The organism is Streptomyces sp. NBC_01808 (assembly GCF_035917395.1).
Classification (GTDB): Bacteria; Actinomycetota; Actinomycetes; order Streptomycetales; family Streptomycetaceae; genus Streptomyces.
Genome location: NZ_CP109072.1, coordinates 1,821,652 through 1,841,519 on the forward strand (window position 1 = coordinate 1,821,652; position 19,868 = coordinate 1,841,519).

16 protein-coding genes and 1 pseudogene are annotated in these 19,868 nt (G+C 71.3%); 8 read left to right on the forward strand and 9 right to left on the reverse strand.

Translation table 11 applies throughout. The features are described from left to right. Both OG946_RS07700 and OG946_RS07705 read right to left on the reverse strand, forming a co-directional pair. Positions 1 to 930, reverse strand: a complete 930-nt coding sequence (locus OG946_RS07700; RefSeq protein ID WP_326795383.1) for an ABC transporter permease — start codon at positions 928 to 930, stop codon at positions 1 to 3. Positions 931 to 933: 3 nt separating this feature from the next. After that, positions 934 to 2,583, reverse strand: a complete 1,650-nt coding sequence (locus OG946_RS07705) for an ABC transporter substrate-binding protein (RefSeq protein ID WP_326795384.1) — start codon at positions 2,581 to 2,583, stop codon at positions 934 to 936. A 221-nt stretch (positions 2,584 to 2,804) separates the two neighbouring features. Here OG946_RS07705 and OG946_RS07710 point away from each other — a divergent pair, with 221 nt between their 5' ends. After that, a complete protein-coding gene (locus OG946_RS07710; RefSeq protein ID WP_326795385.1) occupies positions 2,805 to 3,530 on the forward strand; it encodes an SDR family NAD(P)-dependent oxidoreductase in 726 nt (241 codons plus the stop codon). Positions 3,531 to 3,611: 81 nt separating this feature from the next. On the opposite strand, the gene OG946_RS07715 is transcribed toward OG946_RS07710, so the two are convergent. Further along, the gene (locus OG946_RS07715) at positions 3,612 to 4,880 is read right to left on the reverse strand and encodes an NYN domain-containing protein (RefSeq protein ID WP_326795386.1); all 1,269 of its coding nucleotides are present in this window, start codon (positions 4,878 to 4,880) and stop codon (positions 3,612 to 3,614) included. A gap of 236 nt (positions 4,881 to 5,116) precedes the next feature. Between OG946_RS07715 and OG946_RS07720 the strand changes: the two genes are divergently transcribed. Both OG946_RS07720 and OG946_RS07725 read left to right on the forward strand, forming a co-directional pair. Then, on the forward strand, positions 5,117 to 5,302 hold the full coding sequence (locus tag OG946_RS07720) for a hypothetical protein (RefSeq protein WP_326795387.1): 186 nt from the start codon (positions 5,117 to 5,119) through the stop codon (positions 5,300 to 5,302). Positions 5,303 to 5,307: 5 nt separating this feature from the next. Further along, positions 5,308 to 5,493, forward strand: coding sequence for a hypothetical protein (locus OG946_RS07725; protein ID WP_326795388.1), 186 nt, complete (start codon positions 5,308 to 5,310; stop codon positions 5,491 to 5,493). A gap of 96 nt (positions 5,494 to 5,589) precedes the next feature. On the opposite strand, the pseudogene dnaE reads toward OG946_RS07725, so the two are convergent. After that, positions 5,590 to 9,131 (reverse strand): annotated as a pseudogene (gene dnaE, locus OG946_RS07730) (DNA polymerase III subunit alpha). 155 nt (positions 9,132 to 9,286) lie between these two features. Here dnaE and OG946_RS07735 point away from each other — a divergent pair. Together OG946_RS07735 and OG946_RS07740 are read left to right on the forward strand one after the other, a co-directional pair. After that, on the forward strand, positions 9,287 to 9,958 hold the full coding sequence (locus OG946_RS07735) for a hypothetical protein (protein WP_326795389.1): 672 nt from the start codon (positions 9,287 to 9,289) through the stop codon (positions 9,956 to 9,958). Between the two features lie 62 nt (positions 9,959 to 10,020). Then, complete coding sequence (locus tag OG946_RS07740) at positions 10,021 to 10,812, forward strand: thioredoxin domain-containing protein (RefSeq protein ID WP_326795390.1); 792 nt, start codon at positions 10,021 to 10,023, stop codon at positions 10,810 to 10,812. 9 nt (positions 10,813 to 10,821) lie between these two features. Here the strand turns inward: OG946_RS07740 and OG946_RS07745 are convergent, their stop codons facing one another. Further along, positions 10,822 to 11,415, reverse strand: a complete 594-nt coding sequence (locus OG946_RS07745) for a dienelactone hydrolase family protein (RefSeq protein WP_326795391.1) — start codon at positions 11,413 to 11,415, stop codon at positions 10,822 to 10,824. A 53-nt stretch (positions 11,416 to 11,468) separates the two neighbouring features. On the opposite strand from OG946_RS07745, the gene OG946_RS07750 reads away from it, so the two are divergent. Beyond that, the gene (locus tag OG946_RS07750; RefSeq protein ID WP_326795392.1) at positions 11,469 to 12,548 is read left to right on the forward strand and encodes a mechanosensitive ion channel family protein; all 1,080 of its coding nucleotides are present in this window, start codon (positions 11,469 to 11,471) and stop codon (positions 12,546 to 12,548) included. Here the strand turns inward: OG946_RS07750 and OG946_RS07755 are convergent. The 4 genes from OG946_RS07755 to OG946_RS07770 form a co-directional block, all read right to left on the reverse strand. After that, positions 12,507 to 13,274: a cation:proton antiporter domain-containing protein gene (locus tag OG946_RS07755; protein ID WP_326795393.1), complete on the reverse strand. Its 768-nt coding sequence runs from the start codon at positions 13,272 to 13,274 to the stop codon at positions 12,507 to 12,509. The genes OG946_RS07750 and OG946_RS07755 overlap by 42 nt on opposite strands. Positions 13,275 to 13,296: 22 nt before the next feature. Then, on the reverse strand, positions 13,297 to 14,238 hold the full coding sequence (locus OG946_RS07760; RefSeq protein WP_326795394.1) for an RluA family pseudouridine synthase: 942 nt from the start codon (positions 14,236 to 14,238) through the stop codon (positions 13,297 to 13,299). A gap of 35 nt (positions 14,239 to 14,273) precedes the next feature. Further along, positions 14,274 to 14,942 (reverse strand): signal peptidase II, encoded by a 669-nt coding sequence (gene lspA / locus OG946_RS07765; RefSeq protein ID WP_326795395.1) that lies wholly within the window; start codon positions 14,940 to 14,942, stop codon positions 14,274 to 14,276. Between the two features lie 115 nt (positions 14,943 to 15,057). Beyond that, positions 15,058 to 15,528, reverse strand: a complete 471-nt coding sequence (locus tag OG946_RS07770; RefSeq protein ID WP_326795396.1) for a TraR/DksA family transcriptional regulator — start codon at positions 15,526 to 15,528, stop codon at positions 15,058 to 15,060. A 49-nt stretch (positions 15,529 to 15,577) separates the two neighbouring features. Here OG946_RS07770 and OG946_RS07775 point away from each other — a divergent pair, with 49 nt between their 5' ends. Together OG946_RS07775 and ileS are read left to right on the forward strand one after the other, a co-directional pair. Further along, positions 15,578 to 16,063, forward strand: coding sequence for a hypothetical protein (locus OG946_RS07775; protein WP_326795397.1), 486 nt, complete (start codon positions 15,578 to 15,580; stop codon positions 16,061 to 16,063). A gap of 424 nt (positions 16,064 to 16,487) precedes the next feature. Continuing rightward, complete coding sequence (gene ileS, locus OG946_RS07780) at positions 16,488 to 19,658, forward strand: isoleucine--tRNA ligase (protein WP_326795398.1); 3,171 nt, start codon at positions 16,488 to 16,490, stop codon at positions 19,656 to 19,658. Positions 19,659 to 19,868 lie beyond the last annotated feature (210 nt).

Consider the following 19,868-nt stretch of genomic DNA (forward strand, 5'->3'; position numbering starts at 1 on the left):
TCAGGCCGCCTTTCCGAGTCGGACCCGCGGGTCGAGCAGCGGGTAGAGGAGGTCGACGAGGAGCTGGACGAGAACGGCCAGACTCGCGGTGATCAGGACCGTGGCCTGGATGAGCGGGTAGTCCCGCGTCTCAAGGGCGCGCACGACGAGCGAGCCGACACCGGGCCAGGCGAACACGACCTCGACCACCACGACGCCGTTGAGCAGCGCCGCGAACCGCGTACCGATCGCCGTGATCAGCGGCACCGCCGAGTTCCCGAGCGCGTACCGCCACACCAGCGCCCGCTCGGCGACCCCGCGCGAACGCGCCACCGTCGTGTACGGCGCGGCCAGGGCGGTCGTCATCTCGCGCCGTACCAGCCGGGAGACCAGCGCGAACTGCAGCACGGCCACGGTCATCGTCGGCAGGACCAGCCCGCCCCAGCTCGTGAACCCGGAGGCGGGCAGGACCGGAAGGAGTACGGCGAAACCGGTCAGCAGCATGACGCCGGTCCAGAAGTCCGGCATCGACTGGCCCACGATGGTGAGGACGTTCGCGCTCAGCTCGCGCCGGGTGTCCGCGCGCCGCGCCATCCATACCCCGAGGGGAACGGCCACCAGGACCGTCACCGCGATCGCGGAGACGGCGAGTGTGATCGTGTACGGCAGCCGCTCCAGGACGACGTCGAGAGCGGGCGAGTGGAACGAGTAACTGGTGCCGAGATCACCGCCGGCCAGATCGCGCAGGTAGATCCCGTACTGGACGAGCAGGGGCCGGTCGAGGCCGAACTCGCTGCGGATACGGGCGAGGTCCTCGGTGCTGGCGGTCGGCGCCGCGTAGGCGGCGGCCGGGTCCCCGGGGGCGAGCCGGACAAGGAGGAAGACGGCGGTGAGGGTGAGGAAGACGGTCAGCGCACTCTGGCCGAGGCGCCGCAGCAGATAGGTCGGCACGGCTCAGCCCTCCAGGCGCACGGCGGTGATGTCGTAAGAGTTGGTCGGCAGCAGGCCGATGTCGCGGACGCGGGTGCGGCGGGCCAGCAGCGTGTTGGGGACGAAGGCCCACAGCGCGGGCCAGGTGTCCCAGACCGCCTGCTGTACGGCCGCGAGTTTCCGGTTCCGCTCCGCGTGGTCGACCTCGACGGACGCTTCCTCGATCGCGTCCGCGATCTCCGGGAAGACATAGCCCATGAAAGCCTCCCGGGTCCGTTCCTTCTCCTCCGTGCCGGCGTACATGCCCTGCAGGCAGGTGAGTGCGAGACCGGTCGGGCTCGGGAAGCCGTTGCCGATGACATCCCAGTCACCGCCCCTGCCCTGACGCCACTTGAGGATGTCGCCGCCGGGCTGGAACTGCTTGAGCGTGACGCCGACACCGACGTCACCGAGCATGTCCGCGACCGCTTCCATCACGGAGGCGTCACCGGCGAACTCCCCGCTCTCCCAGATGAAGACCAGCTTGAGGCCGTCCGCGCCGTAGCGGCGCAGCAGTTCGCGGGCGCGGGCCGGGTCGTGAGGGTAGGAGCCCGTCTCGACGGCACCGTCGAGGGCCGTCGGAACGACGCCGAGAGCCGGGCTCGCCGAGTCGGCGAGCACATCGCGCAGCAGGGCTTCGCCGTCGATGGCGTACGCCAGCCCCTGCCGTACGCGCGGGTCGGAGAGCGGATGGTCCTTCGGCTTACGGAAGTTGTAGAAGAGCTGGCAGAAACGGGCGCCCTCGCCCCGTTCCAGGGCGACACCGGGCAGCTCGGTGAGCTGCTCGGCGGCATCCGGGCTGAGCGTGTCGACCACGTCCAGCTCACCGCTGCGCAGCGCCACGACCCGGCTCGATTCCTCTGGGACGTATCGCACGCGGACCGTCTCCAGGCGCGGCTTCGGCCCCCAGTAGCGTGGGTTGCGCGCCAGCGTGTACTCGCCGGCGCCGGAGTTGGCGCGGGCGACCCGGTAGGGCCCGGAGCCGAGTCCGCTCTGCAGTTCCTCCGGCTCGTTGGCGGCGGCCGGGGTGATGTGAATGTTGGCCATCAACCGGTCGAGGATCGGCACCGGCCGCTCGGTGCGCAGCCGGAAGGTCCGCGGGTCCCCGGTCTTCTCGACCTCCGGCAGCTCGGGGAAGAGACTGAGCAGGAAGGATCCGTTGACCTTCCCGTACATCCGGAGCGCGGTGGCGACGTCCTCGACGGTCACCGGCGACCCGTCCGCGTAACGAACGCCCTTGCGCAGCCTGACCGTCCACGCCGTCGGCTCCGTCATCTCGAACCGATCGGCGAGGATGAGGCGTGGCTTCAGACCAGGTCCGAGCATGGTCAGCGCCTGGCGCACGGCGCGCTGCACGGTGACGGCCGCGTCGAACTGGTTGAGCTTGTTGTCGAGGCTGACCAGGGACCGGGTCAGGCCGAGAGTGAGCGTGCCGGGGCCCGGCAGCCCGGTCGGCCCGGCGCAGCCGGCCAGCGGCCCGCCCAGGGCGAGACTGCCCCCGCCCAGCACGCCCCAGCGCAGCAGGCCACGGCGGGAGATACCGGATGTGCGGGGCGTACGGAGGCGGGGAACGCGGTGTTCGGCACCTGCGTCCAGGTGGCCTGGGTACGGATCTGGGGCAGCAGCAGAAGTCATCGTCGGCCTTCCCGCAGTCTCAGGGGCGACCGGCTCGGTGCACCGAGGACGTCCCCGCGGAGGTGGCGAGCGCGGCGCTGGTCGCGTGCGAAAACCTCGCATGCTTGCGCGATACGCGCAAGGGGTCTCGCGTGAATCGCGCACGAGAGGCATCATCTGTGGTCCACCCCCTGCGCGGAAAGCGCGCAGCACCTGGTCAACCAGCCACCCGGGAGCCTGCCTTGCCACCGTCCCCTCCGCCGTCTTCTCCGCATCCGCCCCACGCCGTCGTCACCGGAGCCAGCTCCGGGATCGGCGCCGCCGTCACCGACCGCCTCCTGACCGACGGCTGGCACGTCACAGCCCTGAGCCGCACCCGACCGGACAACCGGCATCCCGCTCTGACCTGGCACCCTGTCGATCTGGCCGCCCCCACCGGCCTGGACCAGGCGATCGGCGCAGCCCTCCCCGGCGACGCACCGCTCGACGCCGTCGTGCACGCCGCGGGCCTGCAGGCGTCCGCACCCCTCGGCGCACTCGACGCCTCCGCAGGCGAACGCATGTGGCGCGTCCACGTCCACGCCGCCACCGTCCTGATGGACGCCCTCCTCCACCGCATCCCCGACGGCGGCCGCATCGTCCTGCTCGGCAGCCGCACGGCCTCCGGCGTTCCCGGCAAGAGCCAGTACGCCGCCACCAAGGCGGCCCTCCCCGCGCTCGCCCGTGCCTGGGCCACCGAACTCGCGCCGCGCGCCATCACCGTCAATGTCGTGGCACCGGGACCCACCGACACCCCTATGCTTCGCGACCCGGCGCGCGCCACCACACCTCCCCGCACTCCGGCCCTGGGCCGCCTCGTCCGCCCGGCAGAGGTCGCCGCACTCACCGCATTCCTGCTGGGGCCGGACGGCGGGATGGTGACGGGACAGCACCTGGTGATGTGCGGGGGTGCCTCGCTCGCGTCGTGATCCTCGGTCCTGGCCGGGGTCTGTCGTGGGGATCTTGCCGGATCGGGCCGCGCGCCCGGCGAAGATCCAGGACGACAGGCCCTACGCCTCCGGCTCCGTGGCCTGGGCGTGCTCGGCGGCGGAGCTGACGTCCACCTCGCGCCAGAACCCGGCCCGGATCGCGTACCGGTCGCGCTCGTCGATCTGGTCGTCCTTGTGCGCCAGCAGCCCGAAGCGGGCGGCGTAGCGCAGCAGCTCGCCGTCGATACGGTGCGGGATACGCGGGTACTGGCCGGCCAGCAGCCGCAGCTTCGCCTGGTCCGCCAGCCGCTCCATCCAGCGCCTGGCGAAGACCTGCCCCACCTCGAACGGATCGCCGCCGATGACGGTGATGTCCTCCTCGCGGTCCGCCCAGCGCTGCTCCGCGGTGGTGAGCTGGGCGAGCGTGGGCAGCCCGGCGACATCCGGCGGCTCCGCGCCCGGCCGCTCCACCCAGCCGCGGTCGGACGACCAGCGCAGGGTGGCGTTGCCCACGGGGTGCCCGTGGCGGCCCTCGGACACGGCGGGGCGGCCCAGGCTCGCGAGGTCCTTCGGGGTGGGCACGCCGCCCTTGGCGCCGGGGTCGTCCTCGTCGTCGGGTACGGCGTCCGGGGCCGTGCCCGCGTCGTCGTGGCGGCGCTCCGTGACCGGGGCGGTGGCCTGCGCGGTGCCGTTGGCGACGGCCGTCTGCTTGCCGGCGACGGAGGTCTCCGAGGGCGGGGCGGAGAGGATCGCGGCGATCTCGGGCCGCGGCACCGGGCTGGGGGCGCAGATGCCGGTGAGGTCCTTGGCCTGCATGGCACGGGTGATCCAGGCCCGGTCGAGCACGCGCCGCTCGTCGGCCTCGGCGACCAGGTCCTCGGACTGGTTGTAGTCGCCGTCGGCGGCCTGGACCGCCCACAGGTGCACGGCGACGCCGTGCTCCTTCGCGGACATCATCCCCGGCAGCAGGTCGCCGTCGCCGGTGACGAGCACGACGTCGGCGCAGGCGCGGTTGCGGGCCAGCTCGGTCAGCTCCGCGTGCATCGCGGCGTCGACGCCCTTCTGCGCCCAGCGGCCGTCGCTGCGGGTGAGCGCGCCGAGGCGGACGGTGACGCGGGACATCACGCGCAGCCGCCGGTGTTCCGGCTGCGGTACGCGGTCGGGGGCGCCGTCGAACCAGTAGATGCGCAGCAGCCGCTGTCCGGTGTCGGCTTCGGCCTGGTCCCGCAGGCCCTGGATGAGCGCGGGGTGGTCGACGGTGATCCGGGAGCGGGCGGGTTCTCCGGCGAGCAGGCTCGCGGCGGCGCCCAGCAGGTAGCCGGCGTCCACCAGGACGACGCAGCGGTCCACGATTCACCCTCTTCTCAGCCGGTTCCGGGCCGGTGCCGCGGAGTTCACATCGGGTTGCCTTCGAGTCTGCCCCACTGAGGGGTGGTTAACAGCAGGGCATCGATCATCGGCGTGGCGGACACCGATGCCCGGCCATGAACAGCACGTACTACGCACGGTAATTATCCGACATGCGAGGCATCTCAGGCCGTGCGAAGGTGATCTCCGCGGGGGTCCGCGCCTGTAAAGGATCAGTGATGGGTAAGCGCAAGAACCGCGAGAAAAAGCAGCAACAGCATTCCCACCGGGACAAGTACGCCGGCTCGCCGGCGGGCATACCCGACCGCGGCCGGCGGCAGTCCCCCGACGAGCCGCCGCCGGAGACCCGGGCCCAGGCGCCCGCGGGCGACGCCGGCCGGCGTCCCCGGGTCGGGGAGCGGTGAGCCCCATGAGCCGTAAGAACAGAAACCGCCAGAACGACCGCGCCGCCGCCCCGCAGGAGGAGCGCGGCATGGAGACCGACTCCCCCTCGGCGGGCGGCCCGCCGCCCGACCAGGTCAGCGAGGCCGTGAACCCGGGCTCCGGGAGCCACAAGACCCAGAAGCACAAGGAAAAGCGCTTCGGTCACAACTGAGCGCGGCCCGGCGGGCGCGCCCCTCGCGGGCGCGCCCGCGCATGCCGGTGCGTGGCCGCCGGACCGGGCCGTCCCCGGCCCGGCGGCCAGCGCCCGTCAGCCTGCCAGACAGGACGGCCCGAGGAGCGCCTTCAGGTCGCCGAAGAGCGCCGGGTCCGACGTCACCCGGTGGCGGTCGAGACGGAGCACGGTGGTGGTGCGGGAGCCCTGGAGCTTCACCCGCACCTCGGTGCCGCCGCGGTGCTGCGACAGCACCTCGCCCAGCTTCTCCACCAGCGGCGGGGTGACCTTGACCGTGGGGATCGTGATCGTCACCGGCGCGTTCGCGGACACCTCCGACAGGTCGGGGACGGCGAGTTCCATGGCGACCAGCCGCGGCACGTCCTCGCGCTTGTCGAGCCGCCCCTTGACGAAGACGATGGCGTCCTCGACGAGTTGGGTGGAGACCAACTGGTACGTGGCCGGAAAGAACATGCAGTCGATGGAGCCGCCGAGGTCCTCGACGGTCGCGATGGCCCAGGCGTTGCCCTGCTTGGTCATCTTGCGCTGCAGGCCGGAGATGATGCCGCCGATGGTGACGATGGCCCCGTCGGCGTGGTCGCCGCCGTTGAGCGCGGCGATGGAGGCGTCGGCCTTGTCACCCAGCACGTGCTCGATGCCGAAGAGCGGGTGGTCGGAGACGTAGAGGCCGAGCATCTCCCGTTCCTGGGCGAGGAGATAGGACTTCTCCCACTCCTCGTCGGTGAACTGCACGTCGAGCCCGAAGCCCGGCTCGTCCGCCGCGGCCTCGTCGCCCATGCCGCCGAAGAGGTCGAACTGGCCCTCGGCCTCCTTCCGCTTGACCGACACCACGTTGTCGATCATCGGCTCGTACTGCGCGGTGAGGCCCTTGCGGGTGTGCCCGAGGGCGTCGAACGCACCCGCCTTGATCAGCGACTCGACGGTGCGCTTGTTGCAGACGACGGCGTCGACCTTGTCGAGGAAGTCGGGGAACGACGCGTAGCGCCCCTTGGCCTTGCGGTTGCGAACGATCGACTCCACCACGTTCTGCCCGACGTTGCGCACGGCGGTCAGGCCGAACACGATCGTGTCATCACCGCGGGGAGTGAAGTTGGCGTCGGACTCGTTGACATCCGGCGGGAGCACCTTGATCCCCATCTTCCGGCACTCGTTGAGATAGACCGCGGACTTGTCCTTGTCGTCGCGCACGGACGTCAGCAGCGCGGCCATGTACTCGGCGGGATAGTTCGCCTTGAGATACGCCGTCCAATAGGAGACGAGGCCGTACGCGGAGGAGTGCGCCTTGTTGAACGCGTACCCCGCGAAGGGGACCAGGACGTCCCAGACGGCCTGGATGGCCTGGTCGCTGTAGCCCTTCTCGCGGGCGCCCTTCTGGAAGTTGACGAACTCGGCGTCGAGTACTTCCTTCTTCTTCTTGCCCATCGCCCGGCGCAGCAGGTCCGCCTGGCCGAGCGAATAGCCGGCGAGCACCTGCGCGGCTTTCTGCACCTGCTCCTGATACACGATCAGGCCGTAGGTGACGTCGAGGACCTCCTTCAGCGGTTCCTCGAGCTCCGGGTGGATCGGGGTGATCTCCTGCTGGCCGTTCTTGCGCAGCGCATAGTTGATATGCGAGTTCATGCCCATGGGACCCGGCCGGTACAGCGCCGAGACCGCGGAGATGTCCTCGAAGTTGTCGGGCTTCATCATGCGCAGCAGGGAGCGCATGGGCCCCCCGTCGAACTGGAAGACGCCGAGGGTGTCGCCCCGGCCCAGCAGCTCGAAGGTCGTGGGGTCGTCGAGCGGCAGCGACAGCAGCTCGATGTCCCGGCCCTTGTTCTGCTTCACCATCTTGACGGCGTCGTCCATGATGGTGAGGTTGCGCAGGCCGAGGAAGTCCATCTTCAGCAGGCCGAGCGACTCACAGGTCGGGTAGTCCCACTGCGTGATCGTCACCTGGTCGGTGTGGCGCACCCAGACCGGGACGTGGTCCACGATCGGCTCGCTGGACATGATCACGCCGGCCGCGTGCACGCCCATCTGCCGCACCAGGCCCTCGACTCCCCGCGCGGTGTCGATGACCTTCTTCACATCCGGCTCGTTCTCGTACAGCCCGCGGACCTCGCCCGCCTCGGAGTACCGGGGGTGGTCAGGGTCGGTGATGCCGGAGAGCGGGATGCCCTTGCCGAGCACGTCGGCGGGCATGGCCTTGGTGATGCGGTCGCCCATCGCGTACGGATACCCCAGCACCCGCGCGGAGTCCTTGATCGCGTTCTTCGCCTTGATCGTGCCGTACGTGCCGATCATCGCGACCTTGTCGGCACCGTACTTCTCCGTCACATAGCGGATCACCTCCGCCCGCCTGCGCTCGTCGAAGTCGATGTCCACATCCGGCATCGACACCCGCTCCGGATTCAGGAACCGCTCGAAGATCAGCCCGTGCTCGATCGGGTCCAGGTCCGTGATCCCCATCGCGTACGACACGATCGAACCCGCCGCGGACCCCCGCCCCGGGCCCACCGCGATCCCGTTGTTCTTCGCCCACATGATGAAGTCCGCGACCACCAGGAAGTACCCCGGGAACCCCATCTGGATGATGACGTCCATCTCGTACTCGGCCTGGCGCTGGCGGTCCTCCGGGACGCCGCCCGGGTAGCGGCGGGCCATGCCGCGGCGGACCTCCTCCTGGAACCAGGTGACTTCGCTGTAGCCGTCGGGGACCTCGAAGCGGGGCATCAGGTCGCGCTTCTCGAACCACCCCGCGGTGTCGATCTGCTCCGCCACCAGCAGCGTGTTCGCACACCCCTCCTGCCAGGCGTCCGAGGAATCGACCGCATACATCTCCTCGGTCGACTTCAGGTAATAACCCGTCCCGTCGAACCTGAACCGGTCGGGATCAGAAAGATTCTTCCCCGTCTGAATACACAACAACGCATCATGCGCCCCCGCCTCCTGCGCATACGTGTAATGCGAATCATTCGTCACCAGCGGCGGAATACCCAGCTTCCGCCCGATCTCCAGCAGCCCGTCCCGCACCCGCCGCTCGATCTCGATCCCGTGATCCATCAACTCCAGGAAATACCGCTGCTTCCCGAACACCTCCTGATACCACGCCGCCGCCGCCAGCGCCTCGTCGAACTGCCCAAGACGCAACCGCGTCTGCACCTCACCCGAAGGACACCCCGTAGAAGCGATCAACCCCTCCGCATGCTCCGCGATCACCTCCTTGTCCATCCGCGGCCACTTCTGCAGCCACCCCTCCTTGTACGCATCCGACGACAACCGGAACAAATTATGCAAACCCGTACGAGAAGACGCCCAGATCGTCTTGTGCGTATACCCACCGGAACCCGACACGTCATCACGCTTCTGATGCGGCTGCCCCCACTGCACCTTCCGCTTGTTCCGCCGCGACTCCGGCGCCACATACGCCTCGATACCGATGATCGGCGTCACCCCCGCCGCCGACGCCTGCGCAAAAAGTCATACGCACCATGAAGATTCCCATGATCCGTCATCGCGATATGCGACATCCCCATCTCACGACACGCCGCGAACATATCCTTCAACCGCGCCGCCCCATCCAGCAGCGAATACTGCGTGTGCACATGCAGATGCGTAAAAGGCGGCTTGGCCACGACGGAGGACCTCCAGCAGACGGTGGGCGCGAGGGCTCGGGCAGGACGCTGGGAAGTCTAGGACGCGGCACTGACACCGCGGTCCCCCGGCCGCACTGAAGCCGGGCCTCCCCTTTAGCACCGGTTTACGGTCCGCCGTGGCAGAATCACGCACGATGGAACATGCGGCCGTAACGATCAGGGTGGTGCGCGCGGCGGTCTTCACCGCGCTGTGCATCAGCCTGTCCGCGGGCGCCCACGTGCTCCTGTCCGCCAACCCCCTGCCCCTGGGCATGCTGGCCGCGCTCTCCGCCGGCGTGTTCGTCGTCGCCTATCTACTCGCCGGCCGCCGCGAGCGCGGCTACTGGAGCATCGCAGCCCTGCTCGTGCCGCTGGAGCTGGCGGCGGACACCGTCTTCACCACCGGCCAGCACACCTGCTACGGCCAGTCCGGCGGCCCCGTCGCGGGCTCCATGCGCTCCCTGGGGCTCGACCTCCTCTGCTCCGGCGAGTTCGGCACCCCGCTGGCCCGGATGACCGCCCGCGGCGAGGCCCTGGCGGGCACCGCCGCCAGCCCCTGGCTGCTGCTCGCCGCCCACGTCGGCGTCGGCCTGGTCGCCGCCGCCTGGCTGCGCCGCGGCGAGGCGGCCCTCGCCGGGCTGCTGCGCGCCGCCGCGGCCATCGCCTTCCGGCCGCTGCTGCTGGCCGTCGCGATCGTCACCGTCGCCCCGGTGCGGAGCACCGGCCGCCCCGGCCGCCGGTCGGACCGTACCCGCGCCGTCCGCCCCCAGCCGCACCTGCTCCACTCGGTCCTGCGGCGTGGCCCGCCGTGCCCGGCCGCTGCCTGATCCGGCAGCCAGGCCGAAGAAGCACGGACACAGCCACACCCACCACAGAGGGACCTCCCACCATGAGCAAGCGAAACAGCCAGGAAGCCAAGCGGGCCGCGCGCGAGCGGCTGCGCATCGAGCGCGAGAAGCAGGCCAAGAAGGAGAAGGTGCGCCGGCAGCTCTTCGTCGGCGGTGCCGTCGTCGGTCTGCTGGCCGTCGTCGGCGGCGTCGCCTTCGCGGTGACCACGCTCGGCGGCGACGACGGCAGCGACAAGGACTGGGGCGCGGCGAAGAACGCCAAGCTCGTCCAGCCGGCGAACGCCGAGGGCGACAAGGGCACCAGCGTCGTGCTCGGCGGCAAGGACGCCGAGAAGACCGTCGACGTCTACGAGGACCTGCGCTGCCCCGCGTGCGCGCAGTTCGAGCAGCAGTTGGGCGAGCGGATCAAGAAGGGCGCCGAGGACGACAAGTACCAGCTCCGCGTCCACCTCGGCGCGATCATCGACGGCAACTTCGGCGGCAACGGCTCCAAGAACGCCGCCAGCGCCCTGGGCGCGGCGCTGGACGTCAGCACCGAGGCGTTCAAGGAGTACCACGGCCTGCTCTACTCGGCGGACCACCACCCCGCGGAGAGCGAGGACAAGTTCGCCGACAACGAGTACCTGCTGGACGTCGCCAAGAACGTCGACGAGCTGAAGGGCAACAAGCAGTTCCAGAAGAACGTCAACAAGGGGACGTTCGACAAGTGGGCCCTGGAGATGATCGACAGCTTCAACGACGCCGGCATCGAGGGCACGCCGACCATCAAGATCGACGGCAAGACGATCGAGAGCAACGCGCTCCCGGCCGAGCTGGACAAGCTCGGCGCGTAGGACCCCGCGTCACGTGGCGGAGCGCACGTCCAGCTCCGCCACGAACGCGTCCGCCACCGGCCAGGCGGACTGCGCCGCCTCCGCGTCGTAGTCCGCCAGGCCCGGGTCGGTGAACAGGTGCCCCGCGCCCGGGTAGCGGAAGACCTCCACGTCGGCGCCGGCCCGGCCCATCCGCAGATACCAGGCCGTGAGCCAGTCGTGCGTCTCGTACGGGTCGGGGTCGGCCACGTGCAGTTGCACCGGCAGCTCGCCGGAGGCCGCCGTGGCCCCGTCGGCGACGTCGGACGTGCCGTGCATCAGCAGCAGCCCCCGCGCGTGCCGGTCGGCGAGCGCCAGGTTCTGCGCGAGCGCGCCGCCGAGGGAGAAGCCCGCGTACAGCACCCCGCCCGCCGAGTACGGCGCCGCGGCCTTCACGGCCCGCGCCAGCAGCTCGTCCGTGCCGATCTCGTCCCTGACCGCCAGCCCCTCCTCCTCCGTTTCCGGGGTACGCCCGTCGTAGAGGTCGGGCACGATCACCTCGTGCCCGGCGGCGCGCCAGCGCTCCGCGGTCTCGCGCACGGCCGGACGCACTCCGTACATGGAGTGGAAAAGCAGAATCGTCATCCGCCCATCGTGGCAGATACGGTCGGGAAGGTCCGCGTACGAAGGAGGCTCACGTGTCCACCGAGGATGTGCTCCGGCCCGTCCTGGTCATCGGCGGCGCCGTGGCGGTCACCGCGATCGCCGGGGTCGTGGTCGACCTGCTGCTGCGCCGCGCCGACGCCCGGCACCCCGAGACCCCGATATGGGGCCTGCTGCGAAGCTGCCGGGCGCCGCTGCAGTTCGCCCTGCTGACGTCGATCCTGCTGGGCACGTACAAGCGCGCGGACCTGGCGCACAGCGACGACAGCCGGACGATCGTCACCCGCGTGCTGACGCTGCTGCTGATCGCGTCCCTGGCGTGGCTGCTGACGAAGGCGCTCGCGGCCGCCGTGGAGCTGACGTACCACCGCTACAAGGCCAAGGCCCGCGACTCCGCCCGCCGCAGACGGGTGCGCACGCAGCTCACGCTGATCCAGCGCGTGGTGGTGTTCGTCATCTGCACGGTCGCGGTGGCCTCGATGCTGCTGACGTTCCCGCAGATGCGGGCGGTGGGCACCTCGATGCTCGCGTCCGCCGGCGTCATCGGCATCATCGCGGGCATCGCCGCCCAGTCGACGCTGGGCAATCTCTTCGCGGGGCTGCAGATCGCCTTCGGGGACCTGGTCCGCATCGGCGACACGGTCGTCGTGGAGGGCGAGTGGGGGACGGTCGAGGAGATCACGCTGACGTTCCTGACGGTGAAGACCTGGGACGAGCGCCGCATCACCATCCCCGTGTCGTACTTCACCAGCCAGCCCTTCGAGAACTGGTCGCGCGGCGGCCCCGAGCTGACCGGCACGGTCTTCTTCCACCTCGACCACTCCACGCCCGTGCGCGAGCTGCGCGAGCGGCTGCACGAGGTGCTGCTGGGCTGCGCGCACTGGGACGGGCGCGGCTGGAGCCTGGTGGTCACGGACACCACGCCGACCACGATGCAGGTACGGGCGCTGGCCACCGCGCGGGACTCGGACGCGCTGTGGGACCTGCGGTGCATGGTGCGCGAGGAACTGATCGCCTGGCTGCGGGAGAAGCACCCGTACGCGCTGCCGAAGGTGATGACGGCGCAGGCGCCCCTAGACGGCGGCCCGAAGGGTCCGGACGTCGAGGTGCCCTAGGACGCGGTCGAGGATCTCGGGGTCGTAGCCCTCGCTGCGGGCGGCGAGCAGCTCGTGCCGGGCCGCGGACAGCAGCTCCCCGGTGATCTTCCGGCTGGTGCGCAGCCGCTCCAGGCGCTGGGCGTGCGCCTCGCGGCGGTCCTCGTCCACGAGGTCCGGGTAGAGCCGGGTGGCGATGCCGTACGCGGCCCACTGCAACTTCTCCGCCATCTCCTCCGGCAGCTCCTGCACCTGCTCGATCTCCGCCAGCCGCGCCCGCGCCGCCTTGGGGATCTCCTCGTCCTCGTCCGGGTGCCCGCCGCGCTGGTGCAGCCGCTGCGCCAGCGCGGCGGCGGGCAGCAGCCACAGCAGCCGTACGCCCACGACCACGCCGACGACGGCGGCGGCCGCGCCGACCAGCGCCCCGTTGAAGTCGCCGGAGGCGGTGGCCGCGACGGCGGCGGTGGTGACGAAGACCAGCGCGACGGCGAGCAGCAGGACGGGCCGTACGTAGTGCGCGAACTGCCGCCAGGAGGTGCGCTGCACGGCCGCGTAGAGCAGCGGCGGCAGCACCAGCGGCAGGATGAACTCGGGCGGGATCTCGACAGTCGGCACGAAGGGCAGCAGGGCCAGCACCCCGCCGAGCAGCGTCATCAGCACCGGCGCCGGCAGCCCGAGCCGCTGGGCGACGGGGAGGGTGATCAGGGCGCCGAGCACCAGGGCCAGCAGCAGCGTGAGCTGTTCCATGGGCGTCGCGCCGACGCGGCCGTCAGGCGCTGTCCGCGCGTACCGTGTCCAGGGCCTGCCGCAGATCCTCCGGGTAGTCCGACTCGAACTCCACCCACCGGCCGTCCTCGGGGTGCTCGAAGCCGAGCCGTACGGCGTGCAGCCACTGCCGGTCCAGGCCGAGCCGCTTGGCGAACACCGGGTCGGCGCCGTAGGTGAGGTCGCCGACGCAGGGGTGGCGGTGGGCGGACATGTGCACGCGGATCTGGTGGGTGCGGCCGGTCTCCAGCTTGATGTCGAGCAGGCTGGCGGCGCGGAACGCCTCCACGAGGTCGTAGTGCGTGACGCTGGGCTTGCCGTCGGCGACGACGGCCCACTTGTAGTCGTGCACGGGGTGGCGGCCCACGGGGGCGTCGATGGTGCCGGTGAGCGGGTCGGGGTGGCCCTGGACCAGCGCGTGGTAGCGCTTGTCGACCGTACGCTCCCGGAACTGCTGCTTGAGCAGCGTGTACGCGCGCTCCGACTTGGCCACCGCCATCAGCCCCGAGGTGCCGACGTCCAGCCGGTGCACCACGCCCTGCCGCTCGGCGGCGCCGGAGGTGGAGATGGCGTACCCCGCGGCGGCCAGGCCGCCGACGACGGTGGTCCCGCTCCAGCCGGGGCTGGGGTGGGCGGCGACGCCGACGGGCTTGTCGACGACGACGACGTGGTCGTCGTCGTACACGACGGCCATCCCGGGCACCGGCTCGGCGACGACCCGCACCGGCGCCGCCGGCGCCGGCATCTCGACCTCCAGCCAGGCGCCGGCCGTGACCCGGTCCGACTTCCCGGCCTCCCGCCCGTCGACGAGGACCTTGCCGGCGCCGGCCAGCTCGGCGGCCTTGGTCCTGGAAAACCCGAACATCCGGGCGAGCGCGGCGTCGAGCCGCTCGCCTTCGAGGCCGTCGGGTACGGGCAGGGTGCGGATCTCGGGCACGGTACTCACCCGGGAAGTATCGCAGGCGCGTACGGGCGTCCCGGTCAGCCGCGGTGGATCGTGCCGTCGGGGTCGAGGCCGCGGAAGGACAGGATCACGATGAGGATGCCGCCGCAGACGATCGCGGAGTCGGCGAGGTTGAAGACCGCGAAGTGCTCGGGGGCGATGAAGTCCACCACGTGGCCCTCGAAGAAGCCCGGGGAGCGGAAGAGCCGGTCGGTCAGGTTGCCGAGCGGGCCGCCGAGCAGCAGGCCGAGCGCGATGGCCCAGGGCAGGCTGTAGAGCTTGCGCGCCAGCCGGGCGATGACGCCGATGACGATGACCGCGATCAGCGTGAAGATCACGGTCATCGACTCGCCGATGCCGAACGCCGCGCCTGCGTTGCGGACGACCTGGAAGCGCAGCAGGTCGCCGACAACCTCGACGGAGCGGTTCTCCGGCTCCAGTTGGGCCACCACGATCAGCTTCGTGACGAGGTCGAGGGCGTAGACGAGGGCGGCGACGCCGAGCAGCACGCCGATGCGGCGGGGCCCGCGGGCCGCCGCCTCCGACGCGCCGTCCCCGGCCTCCGCGGCCTTGTCGCCCGCGGTCGCCTTCCCGGCCTGGTCGGCGGTGTCGGCGTCGGCCACGGCCTTCTCGCCCGCCGCGGAGGCTGCCTCGTCCTCCCCGCGAGGGTCCGTGGCGTCCCCGCTGATCCGCTCCGCCTCTGTCACGTGTGTGCCCTCCGGTGCGCTGACTGGGGTCGAGCGTACGACACACTCGTACGAGCCGTCGCACCACAGCCCGTAACCGCCGCCGTCCGGCCCCGTCAGCGCCTCCGGCGATCCCTCAGCGGCGCTCCTGCCGCTGCTTGCACTCCACGCACAGGGTGGCCCGCGGGAACGCCTGCATCCGCGCCTTGCCGATCGGCTTGCCGCAGGACTCGCAGCGTCCGTACGTGCCGTCCTTCAGCCGGACGAGGGCGCGCTCGGTCTGCACCAGCCGCTCCCTGGCGCCGGCGGCGAGCGCCATCTCGTGCTCGCGCGAGATGTTCTTCGTCCCCGTGTCGGCCTGGTCGTCCCCGGCGCCGCCGCCGGAGTCGCGCATCAGCCCGCTGACGGCCTCCTCGGAGGCGCGGATCTCCGAGCGCAGGCTCGCGACCTCGTCCAGCAGGCCCTGGCGGGCCTCCTCGATCTCCTCGGGAGTCCAGGGGTCCTCCCCCGGACGCACGGCCAGCTCCCCCGGCTCGGCCGGGGCTGCCGTCCCGCCCGCCGCCTCGGCGACCGGGGCCTCCACCACCTGCGTCTTCTTTGCGACCACCGTCTTGGCTCCCGTCTTCTTCCCCGGAGACGTCCTGGCGGACGTCTTCTTGGCCGCCGCCTTCTTCGCCGGCTTACGCGCCGGAGCGGCGGCCCGTGCCGCGGTTTTCCTCGCGGGCTCGGTCCCTGCGGCCGGCGCCTTCCTGGCCGCGGCCTTCTTCGCGGGCGGCGACTTCTTCGCGCGGGCGGCCGCACCGGCCGCCCGCGCGGTCGCCGCCGTCTTCTTCCCCGCCGTCTTCTTCGTGGCCTTCTTCGTGACCTTTTTCGCGGCCTTCTTCGTGACCTTCTTCGCGGCCTGCTTCTTCGCCGCCCGCTCCCCCGGGGCCGTGGCCCGGCCCGCGGCGGCCTGCTGCGCCGGCGCCTTCTTTGCCGCCTGCTTCGCCGTGGCCTTCCTCGCTGTGGACTTCTTCGCCGCCGGCGCGGTCTTCTTCGCAACCATGGCCGGGACCCCTTCACATATTGTGATCTTGTTCGCGAACGGTGCCGGAACGATAAATCGACACTGGGTCCGCGGCAACAGGGCACGCCATGGCTGACCGGTCTCAAAACGTTGTGCCCAGCCCCGCGCCGGGTAATCCCGGGCTTCCGCTCGCACGTGCGGTTTGCCCGTACTGGGCCGAACGGCCCAGTACCGCCGCCGCGGAAACCGGTCGGCGGCGCGTACCCGGGGGCCGTACACTGTCGGCAGCGACAGGCGTGGATGGGGACGAGTACCTCCGTACGCAGCCGAGGAGCGACCCGGGGACGGTGCGAGCCCGGGCGGCGTGCACGGAGCGAAGATCACCCCGGAGCCGCCGGAGGAAAGCCCCCGGGCGAGTAGAACCGGCAGCCGCTGCCCCAATGAGGGGGCGGTGGGCGCGCCGCGCGCGCTCCGCCGCCAAGGAGGGTGGTACCGCGGGAGCCCCGGCTCTCGTCCCTCCGGTTCGGCCGTCAGCACGCCAGCCGGAGGAAGAGTCCCCGATGACCACGCCCCTGTACCGCCCGGTACCCGCCCAGGTCGACCTGCCCGCCCTCGAGCACGCCGTGCTCGACTTCTGGCGCGAGCAAAAGGTCTTCGCCCGCTCCCTCGAGCAGTCGGAGGGCCGGCCCGAGTGGGTCTTCTACGAGGGTCCGCCCACCGCCAACGGCATGCCGGGCGCCCACCACATCGAGGCCCGCGTCTTCAAGGACGTCTTCCCGCGCTTCCGCACGATGCGCGGCTACCACGTGGCGCGCAAGGCCGGCTGGGACTGCCACGGGCTGCCGGTGGAGCTGGCCGTGGAGAAGGAGCTGGGCTTCAACGGCAAGCAGGACATCGAGGCGTACGGCATCGCCGAGTTCAACGACAAGTGCCGCGCCTCGGTCCAGCGGCACACGGACGCCTTCGCCGAGCTGACCGAGCGGATGGGCTACTGGGTCGACCTGGACGACGCGTACTGGACGATGAACTCCGAGTACGTGGAGTCCGTCTGGTGGTCGCTGAAGCAGATCTTCGACAAGGGCCTGCTCGTCCAGGACTACCGGGTCTCCCCCTGGTGCCCGCGCTGCGGCACCGGCCTGTCCGACCACGAGCTGGCACAGGGGTACGAGACCGTCGTCGACCCGTCGGTCTACGTCCGCTTCCCCCTCACCTCCGGCCCGCTGGCCGGCGAGGCGTCCCTGGTCATCTGGACCACCACGCCGTTCTCGCTCACCGCCAACTTCGCGGTCGCGGCCCACCCGGAGGTCACCTACGTCGTCGCCACCGACGGCAACGAGAAGGTGGTCGTCGCCGAGCAATTGGTCGGCAAGGCGCTGGGCGAGGGCTGGGAGACCACCGGACAGTCGTTCACCGGCGCCGAGATGGAGCGCTGGACGTACCGGCCCCCCTTCGACCTGGTGGACCTCCGGGACGCGCACTACGTGGTCAACGCCGACTACGTCACCACCGAGGACGGCACCGGCCTGGTCCACCAGGCCCCGTTCGGTGAGGACGACTTCAAGGTCTCCCGCCGGTACGGCATCGAGGTCGTCGTCCCCGTGCGCGCGGACGGCACCTTCGGAGAGGAGCTACCGCTCGTCGGCGGGCAGTTCTTCAAGAAGGCCGACGAGACGCTCGTCGGCGACCTCGACGCCCGCGGCCTGCTCTTCCGCCACGAGCCGTACGAGCACAGCTACCCGCACTGCTGGCGCTGCCATACACCGCTGCTCTACTACCCGCAGCCCTCCTGGTACATCCGCACCACCCGCGTCAAGGACGCCCTGCTGCGCGAGAACGAGCGGACCAACTGGCACCCGGACTCCGTCAAGCACGGCCGCTACGGCGACTGGCTCGACAACAACGTCGACTGGGCCCTGTCCCGCAACCGCTACTGGGGCACCCCGCTGCCCATCTGGCGCTGCGCCGAGGACCACCTCACCTGCGTCGGCTCCCTGGCCGAGCTGACCGAGCTGACCGGCACCGACCAGTCGTCCCTGGACCCCCACCGCCCGTACATCGACGAGGTCTCCTTCCCCTGCCCCGCCGCCGGCTGCACGCTGCGCGCGGAGCGGGTGCCGGAGGTCATCGACGCCTGGTACGACTCGGGCTCGATGCCCTTCGCGCAGTGGGGCTACCCGTACAAGAACAAGGACGTCTTCGACACCCGCTACCCCGCGCAGTTCATCTGCGAGGCCATCGACCAGACCCGCGGCTGGTTCTACACGCTGATGGCCATCGGCACGCTCGTCTTCGACAAGTCCTCGTACGAGAACGTGGTCTGCCTCGGCCACATCCTCGCCGAGGACGGCCGCAAGATGTCCAAGCACCTGGGCAACATCCTGGAGCCCATCCCGCTCATGGACCGGCACGGCGCCGACGCCGTGCGGTGGTTCATGGCCGCCGGCGGCTCGCCCTGGGCGGCCCGCCGGGTCGGCCACGGCACGATCCAGGAGGTCGTGCGCAAGACCCTGCTGACGTACTGGAACACGGTGTCCTTCCAGGCGCTCTACGCCCGCACCGCCGGCTGGGCGCCCTCGGCCGCCGACCCGGCGCCCGCGGACCGGCCGCTGCTGGACCGCTGGCTGCTCGGCGAGCTGGACGCGCTGACGGCCCGGGTGACCGAGGCCCTCGACGGCTACGACACCCAGCGCGCCGGCAAGCTGCTGTCCGCCTTCGTCGACGACCTGTCCAACTGGTACGTGCGCCGCTCCCGGCGGCGCTTCTGGCAGGGCGACCCGGCGGCGCTGCGCACGCTCCACGACGTACTGGAGACCGTGACGCGGCTGCTGGCCCCGGTGGTGCCGTTCATCACCGAGCGGGTCTGGCAGGACCTGGTGGTGCCCGTGGTGCCGGACGCCCCCGCCTCGGTGCACCTGGCGACGTGGCCGGAGCCGGCCGGTTCGGGCGCCACGGCGTACGACCCGGAGCTGTCGCGGCAGATGCAGCTCGTCCGGCGCCTGGTGGAGCTGGGCCGGGCCTCGCGGGCGGAGTCCGGGGTGAAGACCCGCCAGCCGCTGTCGCGGGCGCTGGTGGCGGCCACGGGCTTCGCGGCGCTGCCCGAGGAGCTGCGCGCGCAGATCACCGAGGAACTGAACGTCACCGCGCTCGCGACGCTGTCCGACGCCACCGGCGGCGCGGCCGGCCGCTCGCTGGTGGACACCACCGCGAAGGCCAACTTCCGCGCGCTGGGCAAGCGGTTCGGCAAGCGGGTGCAGGACGTGGCCAAGGCCGTCGCGGCGGCGGACGCGGCGGCGCTGTCGGCGGCGCTGCGCGACGGCGGCAGCGCGACGGTGGAGGTCGACGGCGAGACGGTGACCCTCTCCGCGGAGGAGGTCATCATCACGGAGACCCCGCGGGAGGGCTGGTCGGTGGCCTCCGACTCGGGCGCCACGGTGGCGCTCGACCTGGAGATCACTCCCGAGCTGCGCCGCGCGGGCCTGGCCCGCGACGTGATCCGGCTGGTCCAGGAGGCGCGCAAGAACTCCGGCCTGGACGTCGCGGACCGGATCCGGCTGCGCTGGTCGACGACCGACGCCGAGGTCCGCCAGGCGCTCACGGACCACGCCGGGCTGATCGCGGAGGAGGTCCTGGCGACGGACTTCGCCGCGGGCGAGGCGGCGGAAGCCGAGGGCTACGGCGAGCCGTTCACCGACGAGCCGCTGTCCCTGACCTTCCGGCTCGTACGGGCCTGACCCCGGAGCGCGCCGGCGGCGCCCCGTTCCCGTGCACCCGCGGGGGCGGGGCGCCGTCCGCGTCAGGGGGCCGGTCCCGCCCCCGGCGCCGTACCCGGTCCACTCCCCCCGCCCCCGGGCAGCGCCCGGCCCGTATACGGGCATGCAAAGGGCCGGGCCCCGCGGCGAGCGATCCGCGGGACCCGGCCCTTTGCGATATGCCGACGGCCG